Raw genomic sequence first — 14,726 nt, 5'->3', positions numbered from 1 at the left:
CGGCCTGTCACCGCTCCTTGCGGAGCGGATTTCGTAGCCGATACCTCGATAAACGATCCAGGCATCGACAATTATTAAAACTCAACGCGATTCCATAAGCCCTAGAAGCCCAAAAGCCAAGAGGCATTTGCGTGTCTTTTTCGTGCAAAGATGGAAGCAAAGCCGGAGATAAGCGCTCATGCGCGGCTTTTCAAGAGCGTTTTTCGAGCCCGATCCTTAGGGAAACCAGCCTATAGGCTTGGCATTACTCGACCCCGGTCTTGTTGGACTGCGTCGATAGCCCCCCTCACCCGCCGCAATACAGCCGCATGAGCAGGAGCGATGCCGAAGACGGCGAATCGGCCACAAAAAAGCCCGGTGCGGGACACCGGGCTTTTCCTAGGAATGATCCGAGCTTAGCCGTTGATGACCGAAGCCGGGTCGACTTTCACGCCGGGACCCATGGTCGACGAGATCGCGACACGCTGGATGTAGGTTCCCTTGGCGCCGGTGGGCTTCGCCTTGGCGACCGCATCGGCGAACGCCTTGATGTTCTCGACGAGCTTGTTCTCGTCGAAGGAAGCCTTGCCGATGCCCGCATGGACGATACCGGCCTTCTCGACGCGGAACTCGACCGCGCCGCCCTTGGCGGCTTCGACCGCGCCCTTCACGTCCATGGTCACGGTGCCGACCTTCGGGTTCGGCATCAGGCCGCGCGGGCCCAGCACCTTACCGAGACGGCCGACCAGCGGCATCATGTCCGGGGTGGCAATGCAGCGATCGAAATCGATCGTGCCGCCGTTGACGGTCTCGAACAGCTCCTCGGCGCCAACCACGTCAGCACCGGCAGCCTTGGCCTCGTCGGCCTTGGCGCCACGGGCGAACACGGCAACCCGCACGGTACGGCCGGAGCCGTTCGGCAGGTTACAGACGCCACGAACCATCTGGTCCGCGTGGCGCGGATCGACGCCGAGATTCATCGAGACCTCGATGGTCTCGTCGAACTTGGCCTTGGCCCGCTCCTTCACCAGCTTCACGGCATCCTGGATGCCATAGAGCTTTGCAACCTCGATGCCCTCGCGGGCACTGCGGATGCGCTTACCCTCTTTCACAGCCATGGTGCCCTCCTTACGCCACTTCCAGGCCCATCGAGCGCGCGGAGCCCTCGATCATGGCCACGGCGGAATCAACGGTGTCGCAGTTGAGATCGACCATCTTCTTTTCGGCGATCTCGCGGATCTGAGCGCGCGTGACCGAACCGGCCTTACCGCCCTTGCCCGGGGTCTGCGAGCCCTTCTCGACCTTGGCCGCCTTCTTGAGGAAGTAGGAGACCGGGGGCTGCTTCATTTCGAAGGTGAAGGAACGGTCCTGATACGCGGTGATTATCACCGGGATCGGGGTGCCCTTCTCCATCTGCGAGGTCTTCGCGTTGAAGGCCTTGCAGAATTCCATGATGTTCAGACCGCGCTGACCGAGCGCGGGACCGATCGGCGGCGACGGATTGGCCGCGCCGGCGGGCACTTGAAGCTTAACGTAGCCCGCGATTTTCTTTGCCATAGGACTGCTCTCCAATGGACCAACCGCCCGGAGCCAACCGAGCGGGATGGTGGTTGCAGGTCGCGGTTCAGTCCGATGATCCCGGCTGGCGACCGGGCGGACCTCCCGCGGATGAAAGGCCCTTGGGGCCTAGAGAAGCGGCGTTTTCAAGGCACCGCTAACCGTCAGATCTTTTCGACCTGACCGTATTCAAGCTCGACCGGCGTCGCGCGGCCGAAGATGGACACCGCCACCTTGAGGCGGGCCCGGGCGTCGTCGACTTCCTCGACCACGCCGTTGAAGGAAGCGAACGGGCCGTCCGAAACCCGGACCTGCTCGCCGATCTCGAAGCTGACGGACGGCTTGGGATGATCGACACCCTCGGCGACCTGCCCCTTGATCCGCTCCGCTTCCCGATCCGGAATCGGAACCGGCTTGGACTTGTCGGCACCCAGAAAGCCTGTGACCTTCGGGGTGTTCTTGATCAGATGATAAACCTCGTCCGTGAGGTCGCACTTCACCAGGACGTAGCCAGGGAAGAACTTACGCTCCGTATCGACCTTTCGGCCCCGGCGCACCTCGACGACCTTCTCGGTCGGGACCATCACCTCGTCGAACTTGTCTTCCAGGCCACGCTGAGCGGCCTGGTCCTTGATCGACTGAGCAACCTTGTTCTCGAAATTCGAATAAGCGTGGACGATGTACCAACGCTTCGTCATCGCATCCACCCCTTAACCGCCAAAACCCAGAAGGACCGTGCGGACCATCCAGCCCATGGCCTGATCGGCCACGAAGAAGAACAAGCAAGCGACCAGGACCATCACGAAGACCATGGCGGTCGTGATCATGGTCTCCTTGCGGGTCGGCCAGGTCACCTTTGCGGCTTCCGAGCGTACCTGCTGTAGAAAATCGAACGGGTTCGTCTTTGCCATTTCGCCTGCGCCCACAAGCTCTTGCGATGATTGCGGACGTCCTCTCATGAGCACCATTCGGCCCAAAGTGAAGGGGCGCGAAGCCGTTTTCTTGAGCTTCGCGCCACCCTCGAAACCATCACTGGGGCGCTCTCTAGCGCAAAACGCCCGCTTTGTCGATCCGCTGGCAGGAGTGGAGGGACTCGAACCCCCAACCCCCGGTTTTGGAGACCGGTGCTCTAGCCGATTGAGCTACACTCCTCCGGCGGATCACGGGCGGCGGCATTCCGCCGCCCGGAACTCTAAACTTAATCCATGACCTGAGCGACGACGCCGGCACCGACGGTGCGGCCGCCTTCGCGGATGGCAAAGCGCAGCTTTTCTTCCATGGCGATCGGAGCAATCAGCGTCACTTCCATCGCAATGTTGTCCCCAGGCATCACCATCTCGGTGCCCTCAGGCAGCGTCACCACACCCGTCACGTCCGTCGTGCGGAAGTAGAACTGCGGACGATAGTTGGTGAAGAACGGCGTATGACGGCCACCCTCTTCCTTCGTCAGGATGTAGGCCTCGGCCTTGAACTTCGTGTGCGGCTTGATCGAGCCGGGCTTGCACAGCACCTGGCCGCGCTCCACGTCCTCGCGCTTCGTGCCGCGCAGAAGAACGCCCACGTTGTCGCCCGCCTGGCCCTGGTCCAGAAGCTTGCGGAACATCTCGACGCCCGTCACCGTCGTCTTCACCGTCGCCTTCAGGCCGACGATTTCCACTTCCTCGCCCACCTTGATGATGCCGCGCTCAACGCGACCCGTCACCACCGTGCCACGACCCGAGATCGAGAACACGTCTTCGATCGGCATCAGGAACGGCTGGTCCACCGGACGCTCCGGCTGCGGGATGTAGCGGTCAACCTCGGCCATCAGCTTCAAAACCGCATCGCGGCCGATCTCAGGCGAACGGTCTTCCAGCGCGCAAAGAGCCGAGCCCTTCACGATCGGGATGTCGTCCCCCGGGAAGTCGTACTTCGACAAAAGCTCGCGCACTTCAAGCTCGACCAGATCCAGAAGCTCCGGATCGTCCACCATGTCGACCTTGTTCATGAACACCACAAGCGCCGGAACGCCGACCTGGCGCGCCAGAAGGATGTGCTCGCGGGTCTGCGGCATCGGGCCGTCCGCCGACGACACCACCAGGATCGCGCCGTCCATCTGCGCCGCACCCGTGATCATGTTCTTCACGTAGTCGGCGTGGCCGGGGCAGTCCACGTGGGCATAGTGACGGTTGGTCGTCTCGTATTCCACGTGCGCGGTCGAGATCGTGATGCCGCGCGCCTTTTCTTCCGGCGCCTTGTCGATTTGGTCGTACGCCGTGAACGTCGCCCCGCCCGACTCCGCCAGAACCTTCGTGATCGCCGCCGTCAGGGACGTCTTGCCATGGTCAACGTGGCCAATCGTCCCAATGTTGCAGTGCGGCTTATTCCGCTCAAACTTTTCCTTCGCCATTGATCTCTACCTTACCGAGGCCAGGAACAAAATTCTCAGGGCGTCCCGATATTGCGGTTGCGCTAATTGCGCAAGAGCCAATTTCGATATTGGCTCGCATAGTTCTCCACAATCTGGTCGATCGGCTCCGCCAAAAGGGCTTTATCCACCAAAACGCCCAGCAATCCGCCGCCGGCTCCCCGGACGGCGCTTTGATCGTTGAAGGCCAGCAGCACGGCCCCCGATTTGGCATCGACGATGTTGACGTCAGCCCTGAGCCTGTAGTTGCCCCCCACGACGATCTTCTGGATGGTGGATGCAATTTCGAGCTCCTTGACCATCACCTCGACCCTGGCGGGCCGCGTGCCGGCAAGGTAGCCGGCCAGATTGCGCGTCATGGCATCGCGCAGCTTGGCGGCGATGATGCCCTGAACGTAGGCCTGGCCTTCCGGCGTCTTGCCCAATGCGTCGGAATCTTGGATCGGGAGCCCCTTCGACGCCGCATAGGCGCGCTCGCCATCGCCCCACCAGATTCGGGCGGAAGGCGCGAAGGCCACCGTCACGCTCTCCAGGCGGAGATTCGCGACCTGATCGGGTGAAAGCGTATTCGAGGCCGTCACGCATCCCGCAAGGGCCAACCCGAGCGCGGCAAAAAGGAAGAATCGGCGCAACATGTAAGGAATCCATTCATCGAGAACGACGAACGGCGCTACATGAACGGCCAAGCCTCCGCAACGGGAACCAAAGTCGGAGTTTGAAGGGAAATGGAGCGGGTGAAGGGAATCGAACCCTCGTATTCAGCTTGGAAGGCTGCTGCTCTACCATTGAGCTACACCCGCGTGACCAAAGGCTAGCAGAGGTTTGGGTGGTGGGGGAAGTAGGACTCGAACCTACGAAGGCGTAGCCAGCGGATTTACAGTCCGCCCCCTTTGCCGCTCGGGACATTCCCCCATTTGCCCAACCAGAGCGCATCGCGCCTGAGGTCGTCGACGAAAGCGCCCCACCGGGGCTTCCGTGGGCGCTCTTATGGTGACCCGGATGGCCGGTGTCAACACCAAAGCGCAATCGGCGTGTCGGGTGTCGAGATCATGGTGTCCTGTGCTATGTGCTCAGGTCTCCGAACAGAACGAGTCCCATGAGCGATCGCCCCTTTTCTTCCCGCAAGCCCCGCTTTCAACGCCGCCCCGACAAGAAGGGGAATCGTGACCATGGGCCGCGCCGCACTTTTGGCGATCCCGAGACCGTCGTTCTCTACGGATGGCATCCGGTCACGGAGGCTCTCCGCAACGGCAAGCGGGCGATTCGCCGGCTCCTGGCGACCGAGAATTCGGCCCGCCGCCTTCATGAGGAACTCGGATCGCTGCTGCCGCAGGAGCCGGACATCGTCCGGCCGGACGAGATCAATCGTCTCGTGGAAGCAGACGCCGTTCATCAGGGGCTCTACATGGAGGCATCCCCCCTTCCCTCGCCCAACGTCGACACCCTGAGCGGCCAAAAGGTCGTCCTGGCGCTCGACCAGATCACGGATCCGCACAATGTCGGCGCCATCGTGCGCACGGCAGCCGCCTTCGGGGTCGAGGCGATCATCACGACCGCGCGGCACAGCCCCGCCGCCACCGGCGTTCTGGCGAAATCGGCCTCGGGCGGGCTGGAACATGTGCCGTTCATGATCGTCCGCAACCTGGCCGATACCCTGATCGCCTTGGGCGACAGAGGCTTTCAGCGCGTCGGACTTGATTCGTCGGGAGAGAATCGCCTCGACGAGACGCCCCTCAGGCTGCCGGTCGTTCTCGTGCTTGGATCCGAAGGAAAGGGCCTGCGGCAACGGACACGGGAATGCTGCGATGTCATCGGCCGCCTCGACATGCCCGGCGCGATCAAGAGCCTGAACGTTTCGAACGCCGCAGCGATCTCCCTTTTTGCGGTGACCAAGGCCGTCATGGCGGCGGGCAGTTCGTGACGATAGAACGCTAACCTGTTGGCAATATTATCTTATTGTCGACGACCCCATCTGCCTTAGACGGAAGTCGAAACTACCAATTGAGAATTGTGGCGGCTGAAGCTGCAGCTAGCTTTCCATCCTGAAAGATTCCGGTGCTCATGGCATGCGGAAATCAAGACCCGGCACAACGGGCATCATCACACTTTGGAAGGAAATGCTATGGCAACAGCAGCAACAACGCCAAGGACGGACGCCGCAGTCCGACCTATGAGCCGGGAGGAGAGGAAGGTCATCGTCGCCTCCTCTGCCGGAACGGTCTTCGAATGGTACGACTTCTATCTCGCCGGCTCCCTGGCCGCGAATATCAGTCAGAACTTCGTTCCCGGCACCAATGATACGGCCAAATTCATCTTCGTGTTGTTCGGCTTCGCGGCCGGCTTCGCGGTACGCCCGTTCGGCGCCTTGGTGTTCGGCCGGCTCGGCGACATGATCGGCCGCAAGTATACCTTCCTGGTCACCATGACCATCATGGGCCTCGCCACCTTCGTGGTCGGCCTGCTGCCCGGCTACGAATCGATCGGCTACCTGGCGCCGACGGTGTTCATCCTTTGCCGCCTGCTTCAGGGCCTCGCGCTCGGTGGCGAATATGGCGGCGCGGCAACCTACGTGGCGGAACATGCGCCCCATGGACGGCGCGGCTTCTACACGTCGTGGATTCAGACCACGGCGACGGTCGGTCTCTTCCTGTCCCTGATCGTGATTCTCGTGCTTCGCCTCAGCATGTCGCCCGAAGCCTTCGCGGCTTACGGCTGGCGCATTCCGTTCCTGCTTTCGATCATCCTCCTGGCCTTCTCGGTCTGGATCCGCCTGCAGCTCAACGAGTCGCCGGCTTTCCAGAAGATGAAGGAAGAAGGCACTCATTCGAAGGCGCCCCTTACGGAAGCTTTCGGACGGTGGGACAATGCCAAGGTGGCCCTCGTGGCCCTTCTCGGCGGCACGGCCGGTCAGGCGGTGGTTTGGTACACGGGCCAATTCTACGCCCTGTTCTTCCTGACTCAGACCTTGAAGCTGGACGGGACGACGGCGAATCTGATGATCGCCTTTGCGCTTCTTCTCGGCACGCCGTTCTTCATCTTCTTTGGTTGGCTGTCGGACAAGGTCGGCCGCAAGCCGATCCTGCTCATCGGCTGCCTGATTGCGGCCATCACCTACTTCCCGCTGTTTTCCAGCCTTGCCCGGACGGTGAATCCGAAGCTGATCGATGCCACCAACCAGGTAAAGCTTGAGCTTACGGCAGATCCCGCCAATTGCGGCTTCCTGTTCGATCCGGTGGGCGTGCGGGTATTCACCGAGCCGTGCGACGTCATTCGTCGTAATCTCGCGAACAACTCGATCCACTATGACCTGATCAAGGCTCCGGCAGGGACGCCCTTGACGGCGAAGATCAACGGCACCGAGGTTCCCGTCGCGGACAAGACCGGCGCTGCCCTCGTGGCCGCGGCGCAGGCGGCGGGTTATCCGAAGGCCGGCGATCCGACGATCCTCAAGACACCGTCGGTCGGCGGCGTGCTCTCCGACAGCCGGGCGCTGGCAGGCATCGGCCTCCTGTTCATCCTCGTCCTCTACGTGACGATGGTGTACGGCCCGATCGCCGCCATGCTGGTGGAGCTTTTCCCGACCCGGATTCGCTACACAGGCATGTCCCTGCCCTACCACATCGGCAACGGCTGGTTCGGCGGCTTCCTGCCTCCCACCGCCTTCGCGATCGTGGCGGCCTCGGGCAACATCTTCTCCGGCCTTTGGTATCCGGTGATCGTTGCTCTCGCGACCTTCGTGATCGGCCTGCTCTTCATGCCTGAAACGAAGAACCGCGACATCTTCACCTACGAGAACGACTGATCGCTCGCAAACCGGTCTTTCAAACGGAAAGCCCCGCCATTGGCGGGGCTTTTCACATGGCGAGGCTCGAAGAAAGCGATCAGTAGCACGTCGTCACCTGACGCACGATCCAGCCTTCATCCTCGACCCAGAGCTTCTTGCGGGAGCGATTGCAGTTCGACTTCTCGTCGTGAACCTGGACGGACCCGGTCGTGTCCGGATCTTTGACGGCCACGGTTGTGCCAGAGGTCTTTTTCAGCTTGGCATCCGTCTGGGCTGTCGTATGCGAAGCCACATGGGACGCCTGGGCCGGAATCGCGCCCAAAACGAGACATGCAACCATCCCGGCGGCGAAGAAACCGCCTCGGGCATCGGGAAACGGGAATTTCGATGCCGTGTATGATTTGGGACCCATCATGGGTTAGAACTCCTCAGCAACCTTCCGTTAACAATTCCATGCCAGGGCGTTGGTTGCGGTGCTGCGGAGCACATTATTTTTAACTTTAAAGGGAACTTGCGCCCTGCTTCCCGCGCTGCTACCTCATCGGCCATACGGGAGCGCCGGTTTAGCTCAGTTGGTAGAGCAACCGCCTTGTAAGCGGTAGGTCGCGAGTTCGAGTCCCGCAACCGGCACCATTCCCGCACAGCGAAAATCCTTTATATTTCATGATCTTGTCGCCATGCGTGGGACGGAGTGCTCGCTCGTTCACTGAAGAACAAAACGGCATAAAACGGACAGGAATCGCAGGAGCCGCTGCAAGAAGTCCCAAAAAATCCCCAAAATGATTCCGGCTCCGTTCTCCCCCTTCACTGCTTTGGAGGGCGGCGTTCTCCCAGGGAGAAAAAGATCCCGGTCCGCGCGGCGTGATTGCCAACCGGGGACGTCAGGGAGCGGCGATCATCTAGGCCCTGATGGAAAAGCGCGTTAACGCCCGATAGACCGAGCGGTTATCCTTCGCATCGTTCGGAACACGAGGCCCTGATACTCCTCGGCGGCATTCCGCAACGACGCCAAGACCGTCGGCCATCCCGCCCGTCAGAAGCGGGCGCTGAGGCCGATCACGGGTCCATGCTGAAGCATGTCGAATTCGTAGCGCTGCCGGCCCTCGCCCTGGACGTAATCGACATAAAGCGCACGGTAGCCGATCACGCCCGAAAACGTGATGCCCTGATAGCTGCCGAGCTCAAATCCATAAGCGCCGATGGCCTGCCAGGAAAAGTCGCTCCCCACGCCAAACCCGCCGATGTCGCCGCGCAGGATGATCTCGTGTCCTGGCGCCACCGTGTACCGCAGACGTGCGCCGACGATCGGATCGAGCCAATCGACCGAGCCGGAGCGAGCGAGCGCCCGGCCCCCCGCAATCTCGAGATCGCCGACGTCGACTGTCGCCGCGACAGCAAGCGACAGATCGGCCCGCTGATGCCAGTATCGTGCCCCACCCAGAACGTCGAACGCCAGCGAGCCGAAACGGGCAACCTCGTAGGCGACGCCGACTTCGGCGATGGCCATCGTGATGTCGACCCCCAGCGACGTGCCGAGGGTTCCCGCCACGCCGGGCGCCAGGGCTCGGCTCCTGACATTGCCGCCCTCGGCGCCGATCTTGCTCCAGACCACGTTGCCCAGCAGGGCGAAGGGCCCGTTGCGGGCTTCCAGGTCCCCCATCAGGGCCACCAGCGTGTCGCTCTTTTCGACGATGTCCACGAAGCTGGCATCGACCTTCACCGAGCGCCCGCGCACGGTCTGGGTCCCATTCAGGGAGGTAAGCCAGCCATAGGGCACGAAGCGGAAGCTCCATGCGGGCGGCACGGGAAGCGGTTCAACGATGGGCGACGGGGCGGGCCCCAGGTCTGCGGCCCAGGCGTTTGCCGCCATCCCGAGCAGTGCGCAGAAAGATGCGAGCACGCCACGACGAAATCCGAGGGCGCCAGTCTCCACGATCGTCCTCCAGGGTCTGGGTTTGCGACGAAACACCGATTGCCGGCCGCAGGATCGCAAGTGTTGGCCAGCTTGGCTAGCCCCTCAATTCTGCGGCCGTATCAGTGGCATCAGAAATCGTCGGTCCCATCCTTGCATCTATAGCCGATGAAGCATTGCGGATTGTTGGAGCTCGGAACCCAGGCCGGCTCCGGGAACTGGTCGACGAGGCATTCCGCCCCGCTCCGGACGAAGCGGGCATAAGTGGAGGGGCTCGTATCGAGGACGACCGCGCCTTCTTTCATGACGAGCTGGCGATTGGCGCCGCAGGTCCGCTGGGACGTCGGGGGTCCGACCTGCGCGGCCGCCGACGTCGCCGTCAAGGCGAGGACAGAGAATGTGAGCAGATACCTCATCATCGATTCCTCCTGTGGATTTGAGCGGTCGGCACTCGCACCCGGCTAAGCCCGATCGCTCACCTTCTTGACCGGCGGTATCGTCCACGTGCCGTCGATGATCGACGGGTTGCTCTCATTCGGCCAATACATGCGGAGCATAAGGATGAACTTGCCGGCCGGAGCGGGCAGCCAGTTCGATTCCTTGTCCGCCCCCGGCGAATCCTTCTGGATATAGAGGTCGATCGAGCCATCGGGATTGGCTTTCAGATTCTGGCGGGCGCTGACCGAATAGCGGTTGATCGGGTTGGGTACGAAGAAATAGGCGCCGTCATACATCGTCAGGGACCAGAAGCCCTCGACGGGCGGCAACTGGCCCTTGGCGAAGCGCATGACGTACTTGTTGGCCCCGTCGTAGACTTGGCCGTCGCCGTCCTTCTGCGAGGTCGGATAGACGGCGTCCTGCGGGCGATTGGCTCCGAGTCCGATCGCCGTAACGAGAGCCCGCATCAGATAGTCGGTGCCGTAGATGCCGGTCTTCGTCGTAAAGCCCCAGCCGTCGATATCGTGAACGTCCTTGTTGATCTTGAACTGGATCATGATCCGATCGTTGGCAATCTCCGGAATGCGTTTGGAGAAATCGGCACGCAGCTTGCTCGCATCAAAGTCCTGGCCGGGAACGAGCCCGATACGAGCGAACTTGGCGAGGGCCGGAGCATCGGCCGCCGCTGGTGGATTGGTCTTCATCAGCTGTGCCAGCAGGGTGAAGTACGCCACCGCGTCCATGCGGTTCACCTGATCGCGTACGGCGGTCTTCATGTCGATCGACGGATCGACCTTGCCGGCAGGCGGCGTATACGGCTTGCCGTAGGCGCTGAGCGGCATCAGCTTGACCTGGTCCTGGAGTGCGTGCACCTCCGCATAATCTTCCGGCGTGCCCGTGCAGTAGATGCGGCCGAGAAGCCAGACGATGTTGGTGGGTGACTTGTACTCCTTGACACCCTGCGGCAGCGTACCGGTCCAGCCGGGCCCGGTTATGGCGTATGTCTGGGGTCCGGTGCCCGTGGTGCGCTTGCCCGGAACCTGGAAGACCGTCGTCCAGCCGTCCAGCATCGGCATCAGATAATAGCGGTCCTTCATGTCCGGCAGGCCCAGCACCCAGGGCTCCTGGCCGACATCGACGAACGCGGTGGTGTAGAGCGTGTCCGCATTGGGCGCCGTCACGTCGCGGAACGCGGCATCCGGATAATGCCGGAGCTTGATGAGGTGGCCCATGGGCGCCCGGGTACCTTCAGGGGCGGCCACATTGGTGATCACGCGGCGCGTCATCTCCATTGTGACCAGCGGATAGCCGTAGATGTACGCGTCGGTTGCGAGCCAGAACTCCTCGAGGCCGTCATCGATGCCCAACAGCTCGCCCAAGTGAGCCTCGCTCACCGTGCTCACAGAGGTTCCGGCGAGAAGACTCAAGGCACCGATCGTCGCCTGGCGACGGGTCAGATCCAAAGGCATGACAAATCTCCCTTGCGTTAGGTTATCGAGGACTGTGTGACACCTGACTTGCCCAGCCCGGCGATCCCGACTGGCGGCTCCCCGCTCGACAGCGTCCTTGAGCGCAATCCTCCTGGCCGCCATGCCACTCCTGGACGCTAGCAATGGTGGAGCATTCGCGCCTGTAGCATCGTGTAGGTTACGTAGAGGCAGTGCGGGTCAGCGCTGCTGAGCGGGCGCCTGAAGGGTCGCTTCCGCGGCCGTCCAGGCCGGCACCGGAAAACCGGCCTTGCGGGCGCCCGCGGCAAAATGCGCTGCGTCCTCCGGCCGGTAGTTCCGCTTGGCCATCTCCTCATCCCAATGCTCGAAGATGGTCGGGCGCATCCGCAAGAACTCGTCGCGGGCCGCAGCGGCTTCCGGCGCCTTGTCGAGCTGGGCGTAGATGACGGCGGCGACGAAGTGATAAAGGGGAAATTTCTCCAGCCTCGCCTGGCGTATCAAGGTCTCGGCGCGGGCGTAGTCGCGCTGCATATAGGCGTAAACTGCCAGCGTGCCGCTGTAATAGCCGGAGTGGCGCGGATTGCGGGCAAGAGCCTGCTCCAGCAGCTCGGCGCCGCGCTGCCAAGCTCCGGCCTGGCCCAGACGGGTGCCGAACTCGCCGAGCAGCTCGGTGTCGTTCGGGTTCAAGGCGACGGCCCGCTCACCGATCTCCAGCGCTTCCGTGGGTTGCTGGGCAAAGAACAATACCATCATCAGGGCTTGGAGCGCTCGCACGTTCTCCGGATCGAGGCGGATCCCGCGGCGAGCGGCATCGAGCGAGCGCTGGATCGGGTTGCTGGACCCCGCCCTCGGATTGAACCCGAACCGATCCTCGTCGAGATACAGGACAGACAGCATCGCCCAGGCGGTCGCATAATCCGGATGGAGCGCCACGGCCCTTTCAAGGCAGGTCCGGATGGCCGCATGACTGTCCTCGGACAGGGCGGCCCGGTAATCATAGAACCGCAGCGTGCACGCATAGGCCTCAAGGTCGTCCGGCGGGCGGGCGCCGGCTTGAGTTTGGTCGGCGCGCTGGATGATGCCGTAGGGCTGCGCCACGGCGGTCGCGACCTTGCGGGCGACGTCGTCCTGGATCGTAAAGAGATCGCGGACCTGCAAATCCTCGTCGTAGGTCTGCGACCACAGGACGGTGCCGGTCCCGGCATCGACGAGACGCCCCGTGATGCGCAGGCGATGCGCCGCGGCCCGGACGCTGCCCTCGAGCACGTACCGGACGCCGAGGTCTTGACGGATACGGGCGGCATCCGCTCCCGGCGGGATGGTCCGCGACGTCTCCCGGCCGAGGACGGTGATCTCCTTGAAGCGAGCTAGCTGGCTCAGGACTTCCTCGGTCAGGCCGGCGGCGTAGGTCCTGGTTGCCGGAAGCTCTCCCAGATCCTCGAACGGCATCACGACGAGGGTCGGCCTGCCGAGAGGCATGGGAGCGGACGCCTGGGAGGGGCGGGCCGGGCCGTCTCGCCCCGTGTTCCACAGGACGAGCGCGGCAAGGAGGGTAAGGACGGCGATCAGAAGGACTGCCGCGCCAATCCAGGGCATCCAGCGCCGTCGCGGCGAACCGACCTGGCTCTTTGCCGGTGACAGAATGGTTGGTGCGGAAGGGTGAGGGATCGTGGCCTGCGCGCGCCAGGCGAAGTGCGGGACATACGCCCCCTTGGGGATGGTGATGATCACCGGGTCCGACACGCCATCGGAGAGATAGTAGCGCTCCAGGGCCCGGCGCAGCCGTCCGGCCTCGATGCGCACGACCGGATCGCTCTGAGCATCGAAGTCCGAACTCCGCCGGAACACCTCGGTGCCGATGGCATAGGCCTTGATGCGGTCGGCGCGCCCGGCGAGCGTCTCCTCGACGACATAGTGCAGGAACTTGCGGGCCCGCGCCGGAGCATCGAGGTCTGGGCTGGTGAGGAGAATGGCGAGCTGGGCGCGCACATCCTCCGCCGCAGGCGACGACTGCACCTGGGGCGAGGCACCGACTGTGCCGTCGCTTTGGCCGAGCATGGATCGGTCCGTTGTCCGCGGGCGTACGAGACGCCTCTTCCCGTAACCTACCGTAACATACTCCTCACGCCTGCGGTATGGGTCAATGCTGATCACTATGGGACGGCGCATCGGCGCTGTCTGAACCCGGCAGCGGGGTTACCCCATGGATCACGCCGTCCAGGCCGCTATTGCCCGCTTCCCCGACCGGGGACATGCGATCGAGGAGCTGGCCCGGACGAACGAGAGCTTCCGATCACTCTGCGAGGATCTCACCGCGGCGCAGGCAGCCCTGTTGCACTGGGAGCGATCGATGTCAGCCGTGCGGGGGGCCCGATGCGCGGAGTACCGGGAGCTGGTGCGGGATTTGGCATTCGAGATCGAGGCCGAGCTGGACCGCCGCAAAGACACCAGACAGCCATGACGGCGCCGCCGCGCCCCGCATCATCAAACGGCGGCTATGGGCGTGTGCCGAGCGGCTGACGGGATCAAGAAGCACCGTTACTGCTTCACCCATGTATGGGCGAGCAACATTCGCCACGATTTGGTGATGACGTGCCCCCCGGAAGCACCGACTTGCTGAATCGCTCGGAGGAAGCACGTCAGGAGAAGCTCCCCTCCTGGCCAGGGGGATTTGCAGCAGCCGCTCGAGTAGAAGGTCGCTTGACAAAGCACCCTGATAGTTAGGTGGCGCCCGAGACGTCCAATATTCAGTAACGATGACGGCGTCCGCGATGTTCGCGCGGCTCAGGCTCGTACCGCCGCCGCTCATTTTCCGGGCTGTACCATTCTCCCGTGCGGGGATCCTGCCGAAGATCGCGCTGTGTCCAGGCGGGGCACCCCTGCGGAGGACAATAACCTCCATAGACACGATCGCCAATGACCCGCCTGTGGGGAACGCCGCTGTGCCAGGCCTTGTGAAGCATCTGACTGCCCGTGGCCGATTCTGCGGGGGATTGGATCACGGGGAACGCCAAGGCCTCACTTGAAAAAGCCGCAAGCAGCACGGCGAACAAGGCGGAGCCGATCGGTTTTACGCTGGAATGGTTCATGTCTGGTTCCAAACTCATCGTTGCAGATAACGGTCCCTGCAGGATAGCGATTGGAGATGAACCGATACTTAATGTTATAGCATTTTAGAAAATAACCGGGCTATCGCCTTTC

15 protein-coding genes and 4 tRNA genes are annotated in these 14,726 nt (G+C 62.6%); 4 read left to right on the top strand and 15 right to left on the bottom strand.

The window, feature by feature from the left end; translation table 11 throughout:
* Positions 1 to 395: 395 nt before the first annotated feature.
* From rplA to LJD17_RS19380, 9 genes are all read right to left on the bottom strand, one after another.
* Positions 396 to 1,097, bottom strand: coding sequence for a 50S ribosomal protein L1 (rplA, locus tag LJD17_RS19420; protein WP_227385857.1), 702 nt, complete (start codon positions 1,095 to 1,097; stop codon positions 396 to 398).
* A gap of 10 nt (positions 1,098 to 1,107) precedes the next feature.
* Positions 1,108 to 1,536 (bottom strand): 50S ribosomal protein L11, encoded by a 429-nt coding sequence (gene rplK / locus LJD17_RS19415; protein WP_227385856.1) that lies wholly within the window; start codon positions 1,534 to 1,536, stop codon positions 1,108 to 1,110.
* A 164-nt stretch (positions 1,537 to 1,700) separates the two neighbouring features.
* Complete coding sequence (gene nusG, locus LJD17_RS19410) at positions 1,701 to 2,234, bottom strand: transcription termination/antitermination protein NusG (RefSeq protein WP_181052125.1); 534 nt, start codon at positions 2,232 to 2,234, stop codon at positions 1,701 to 1,703.
* Positions 2,235 to 2,246: 12 nt separating this feature from the next.
* Positions 2,247 to 2,447 (bottom strand): preprotein translocase subunit SecE, encoded by a 201-nt coding sequence (gene secE, locus LJD17_RS19405; RefSeq protein WP_152586472.1) that lies wholly within the window; start codon positions 2,445 to 2,447, stop codon positions 2,247 to 2,249.
* Positions 2,448 to 2,611: 164 nt separating this feature from the next.
* Positions 2,612 to 2,688 (bottom strand) — tRNA-Trp (locus tag LJD17_RS19400).
* Positions 2,689 to 2,734: 46 nt separating this feature from the next.
* Entirely contained in the window at positions 2,735 to 3,925 is a 1,191-nt protein-coding gene (gene tuf, locus LJD17_RS19395) for an elongation factor Tu (RefSeq protein ID WP_227385855.1), read from the bottom strand.
* A gap of 62 nt (positions 3,926 to 3,987) precedes the next feature.
* On the bottom strand, positions 3,988 to 4,578 hold the full coding sequence (locus tag LJD17_RS19390; protein WP_227385854.1) for a hypothetical protein: 591 nt from the start codon (positions 4,576 to 4,578) through the stop codon (positions 3,988 to 3,990).
* 91 nt (positions 4,579 to 4,669) lie between these two features.
* A tRNA-Gly gene (locus LJD17_RS19385) sits at positions 4,670 to 4,743 on the bottom strand.
* A gap of 27 nt (positions 4,744 to 4,770) precedes the next feature.
* Positions 4,771 to 4,855: transfer RNA gene (locus tag LJD17_RS19380), tRNA-Tyr, on the bottom strand.
* 184 nt (positions 4,856 to 5,039) lie between these two features.
* Here LJD17_RS19380 and LJD17_RS19375 point away from each other — a divergent pair.
* Positions 5,040 to 5,864, top strand: a complete 825-nt coding sequence (locus tag LJD17_RS19375) for a TrmH family RNA methyltransferase (protein WP_227385853.1) — start codon at positions 5,040 to 5,042, stop codon at positions 5,862 to 5,864.
* Between the two features lie 201 nt (positions 5,865 to 6,065).
* The gene (locus tag LJD17_RS19370) at positions 6,066 to 7,745 is read left to right on the top strand and encodes an MFS transporter (RefSeq protein ID WP_227385852.1); all 1,680 of its coding nucleotides are present in this window, start codon (positions 6,066 to 6,068) and stop codon (positions 7,743 to 7,745) included.
* 79 nt (positions 7,746 to 7,824) lie between these two features.
* Here the strand turns inward: LJD17_RS19370 and LJD17_RS19365 are convergent, their stop codons facing one another.
* Complete coding sequence (locus LJD17_RS19365) at positions 7,825 to 8,142, bottom strand: hypothetical protein (RefSeq protein ID WP_227385851.1); 318 nt, start codon at positions 8,140 to 8,142, stop codon at positions 7,825 to 7,827.
* A gap of 142 nt (positions 8,143 to 8,284) precedes the next feature.
* Between LJD17_RS19365 and LJD17_RS19360 the strand changes: the two genes are divergently transcribed.
* Positions 8,285 to 8,360, top strand: a tRNA-Thr gene (locus LJD17_RS19360).
* Between the two features lie 400 nt (positions 8,361 to 8,760).
* Here the strand turns inward: LJD17_RS19360 and LJD17_RS19355 are convergent.
* The 4 genes from LJD17_RS19355 to LJD17_RS19340 form a co-directional block, all read right to left on the bottom strand.
* Positions 8,761 to 9,660 carry a hypothetical protein gene (locus tag LJD17_RS19355; RefSeq protein WP_227385850.1) on the bottom strand — a complete coding sequence of 300 codons (900 nt, stop codon included), beginning with the start codon at positions 9,658 to 9,660 and terminating at the stop codon, positions 8,761 to 8,763.
* A 110-nt stretch (positions 9,661 to 9,770) separates the two neighbouring features.
* Positions 9,771 to 10,058: a hypothetical protein gene (locus LJD17_RS19350; protein ID WP_227385849.1), complete on the bottom strand. Its 288-nt coding sequence runs from the start codon at positions 10,056 to 10,058 to the stop codon at positions 9,771 to 9,773.
* 42 nt (positions 10,059 to 10,100) lie between these two features.
* Complete coding sequence (locus tag LJD17_RS19345) at positions 10,101 to 11,546, bottom strand: DUF1254 domain-containing protein (protein WP_406600850.1); 1,446 nt, start codon at positions 11,544 to 11,546, stop codon at positions 10,101 to 10,103.
* 198 nt (positions 11,547 to 11,744) lie between these two features.
* The gene (locus tag LJD17_RS19340; protein ID WP_227385848.1) at positions 11,745 to 13,583 is read right to left on the bottom strand and encodes an adenylate cyclase; all 1,839 of its coding nucleotides are present in this window, start codon (positions 13,581 to 13,583) and stop codon (positions 11,745 to 11,747) included.
* 145 nt (positions 13,584 to 13,728) lie between these two features.
* Here LJD17_RS19340 and LJD17_RS19335 point away from each other — a divergent pair, with 145 nt between their 5' ends.
* Entirely contained in the window at positions 13,729 to 13,986 is a 258-nt protein-coding gene (locus LJD17_RS19335) for a hypothetical protein (RefSeq protein ID WP_227385847.1), read from the top strand.
* Positions 13,987 to 14,272: 286 nt separating this feature from the next.
* On the opposite strand, the gene LJD17_RS19330 is transcribed toward LJD17_RS19335, so the two are convergent.
* Positions 14,273 to 14,614, bottom strand: a complete 342-nt coding sequence (locus LJD17_RS19330) for a hypothetical protein (RefSeq protein ID WP_227385846.1) — start codon at positions 14,612 to 14,614, stop codon at positions 14,273 to 14,275.
* Positions 14,615 to 14,726: the final 112 nt, after the last annotated feature.

It is taken from the genome of Microvirga rosea, from assembly GCF_020595095.1.
GTDB lineage: Bacteria > Pseudomonadota > Alphaproteobacteria > Rhizobiales > Beijerinckiaceae > Microvirga > Microvirga rosea.
This window is presented reverse-complemented; position numbering and strand designations above follow the sequence as displayed.

Excerpts from the sequence above, each read along its gene's own strand:
- secE (WP_152586472.1), bottom strand. The coding sequence starts at position 2,447 with ATGGCAAAGACGAACCCGTTCGATTTTCTACAGCAGGTACGCTCGGAA.
- LJD17_RS19370 (WP_227385852.1), top strand. The coding sequence starts at position 6,066 with ATGGCAACAGCAGCAACAACGCCAAGGACGGACGCCGCAGTCCGACCT.
- LJD17_RS19340 (WP_227385848.1), bottom strand. The coding sequence starts at position 13,583 with ATGCTCGGCCAAAGCGACGGCACAGTCGGTGCCTCGCCCCAGGTGCAG.
- LJD17_RS19335 (WP_227385847.1), top strand. The coding sequence starts at position 13,729 with ATGGATCACGCCGTCCAGGCCGCTATTGCCCGCTTCCCCGACCGGGGA.
- nusG (WP_181052125.1), bottom strand. The coding sequence starts at position 2,234 with ATGACGAAGCGTTGGTACATCGTCCACGCTTATTCGAATTTCGAGAAC.
- LJD17_RS19330 (WP_227385846.1), bottom strand. The coding sequence starts at position 14,614 with ATGAACCATTCCAGCGTAAAACCGATCGGCTCCGCCTTGTTCGCCGTG.
- LJD17_RS19375 (WP_227385853.1), top strand. The coding sequence starts at position 5,040 with ATGAGCGATCGCCCCTTTTCTTCCCGCAAGCCCCGCTTTCAACGCCGC.
- LJD17_RS19365 (WP_227385851.1), bottom strand. The coding sequence starts at position 8,142 with ATGATGGGTCCCAAATCATACACGGCATCGAAATTCCCGTTTCCCGAT.
- tuf (WP_227385855.1), bottom strand. The coding sequence starts at position 3,925 with ATGGCGAAGGAAAAGTTTGAGCGGAATAAGCCGCACTGCAACATTGGG.
- LJD17_RS19350 (WP_227385849.1), bottom strand. The coding sequence starts at position 10,058 with ATGATGAGGTATCTGCTCACATTCTCTGTCCTCGCCTTGACGGCGACG.
- LJD17_RS19345 (WP_406600850.1), bottom strand. The coding sequence starts at position 11,546 with ATGCCTTTGGATCTGACCCGTCGCCAGGCGACGATCGGTGCCTTGAGT.
- rplK (WP_227385856.1), bottom strand. The coding sequence starts at position 1,536 with ATGGCAAAGAAAATCGCGGGCTACGTTAAGCTTCAAGTGCCCGCCGGC.
- rplA (WP_227385857.1), bottom strand. The coding sequence starts at position 1,097 with ATGGCTGTGAAAGAGGGTAAGCGCATCCGCAGTGCCCGCGAGGGCATC.
- LJD17_RS19390 (WP_227385854.1), bottom strand. The coding sequence starts at position 4,578 with ATGTTGCGCCGATTCTTCCTTTTTGCCGCGCTCGGGTTGGCCCTTGCG.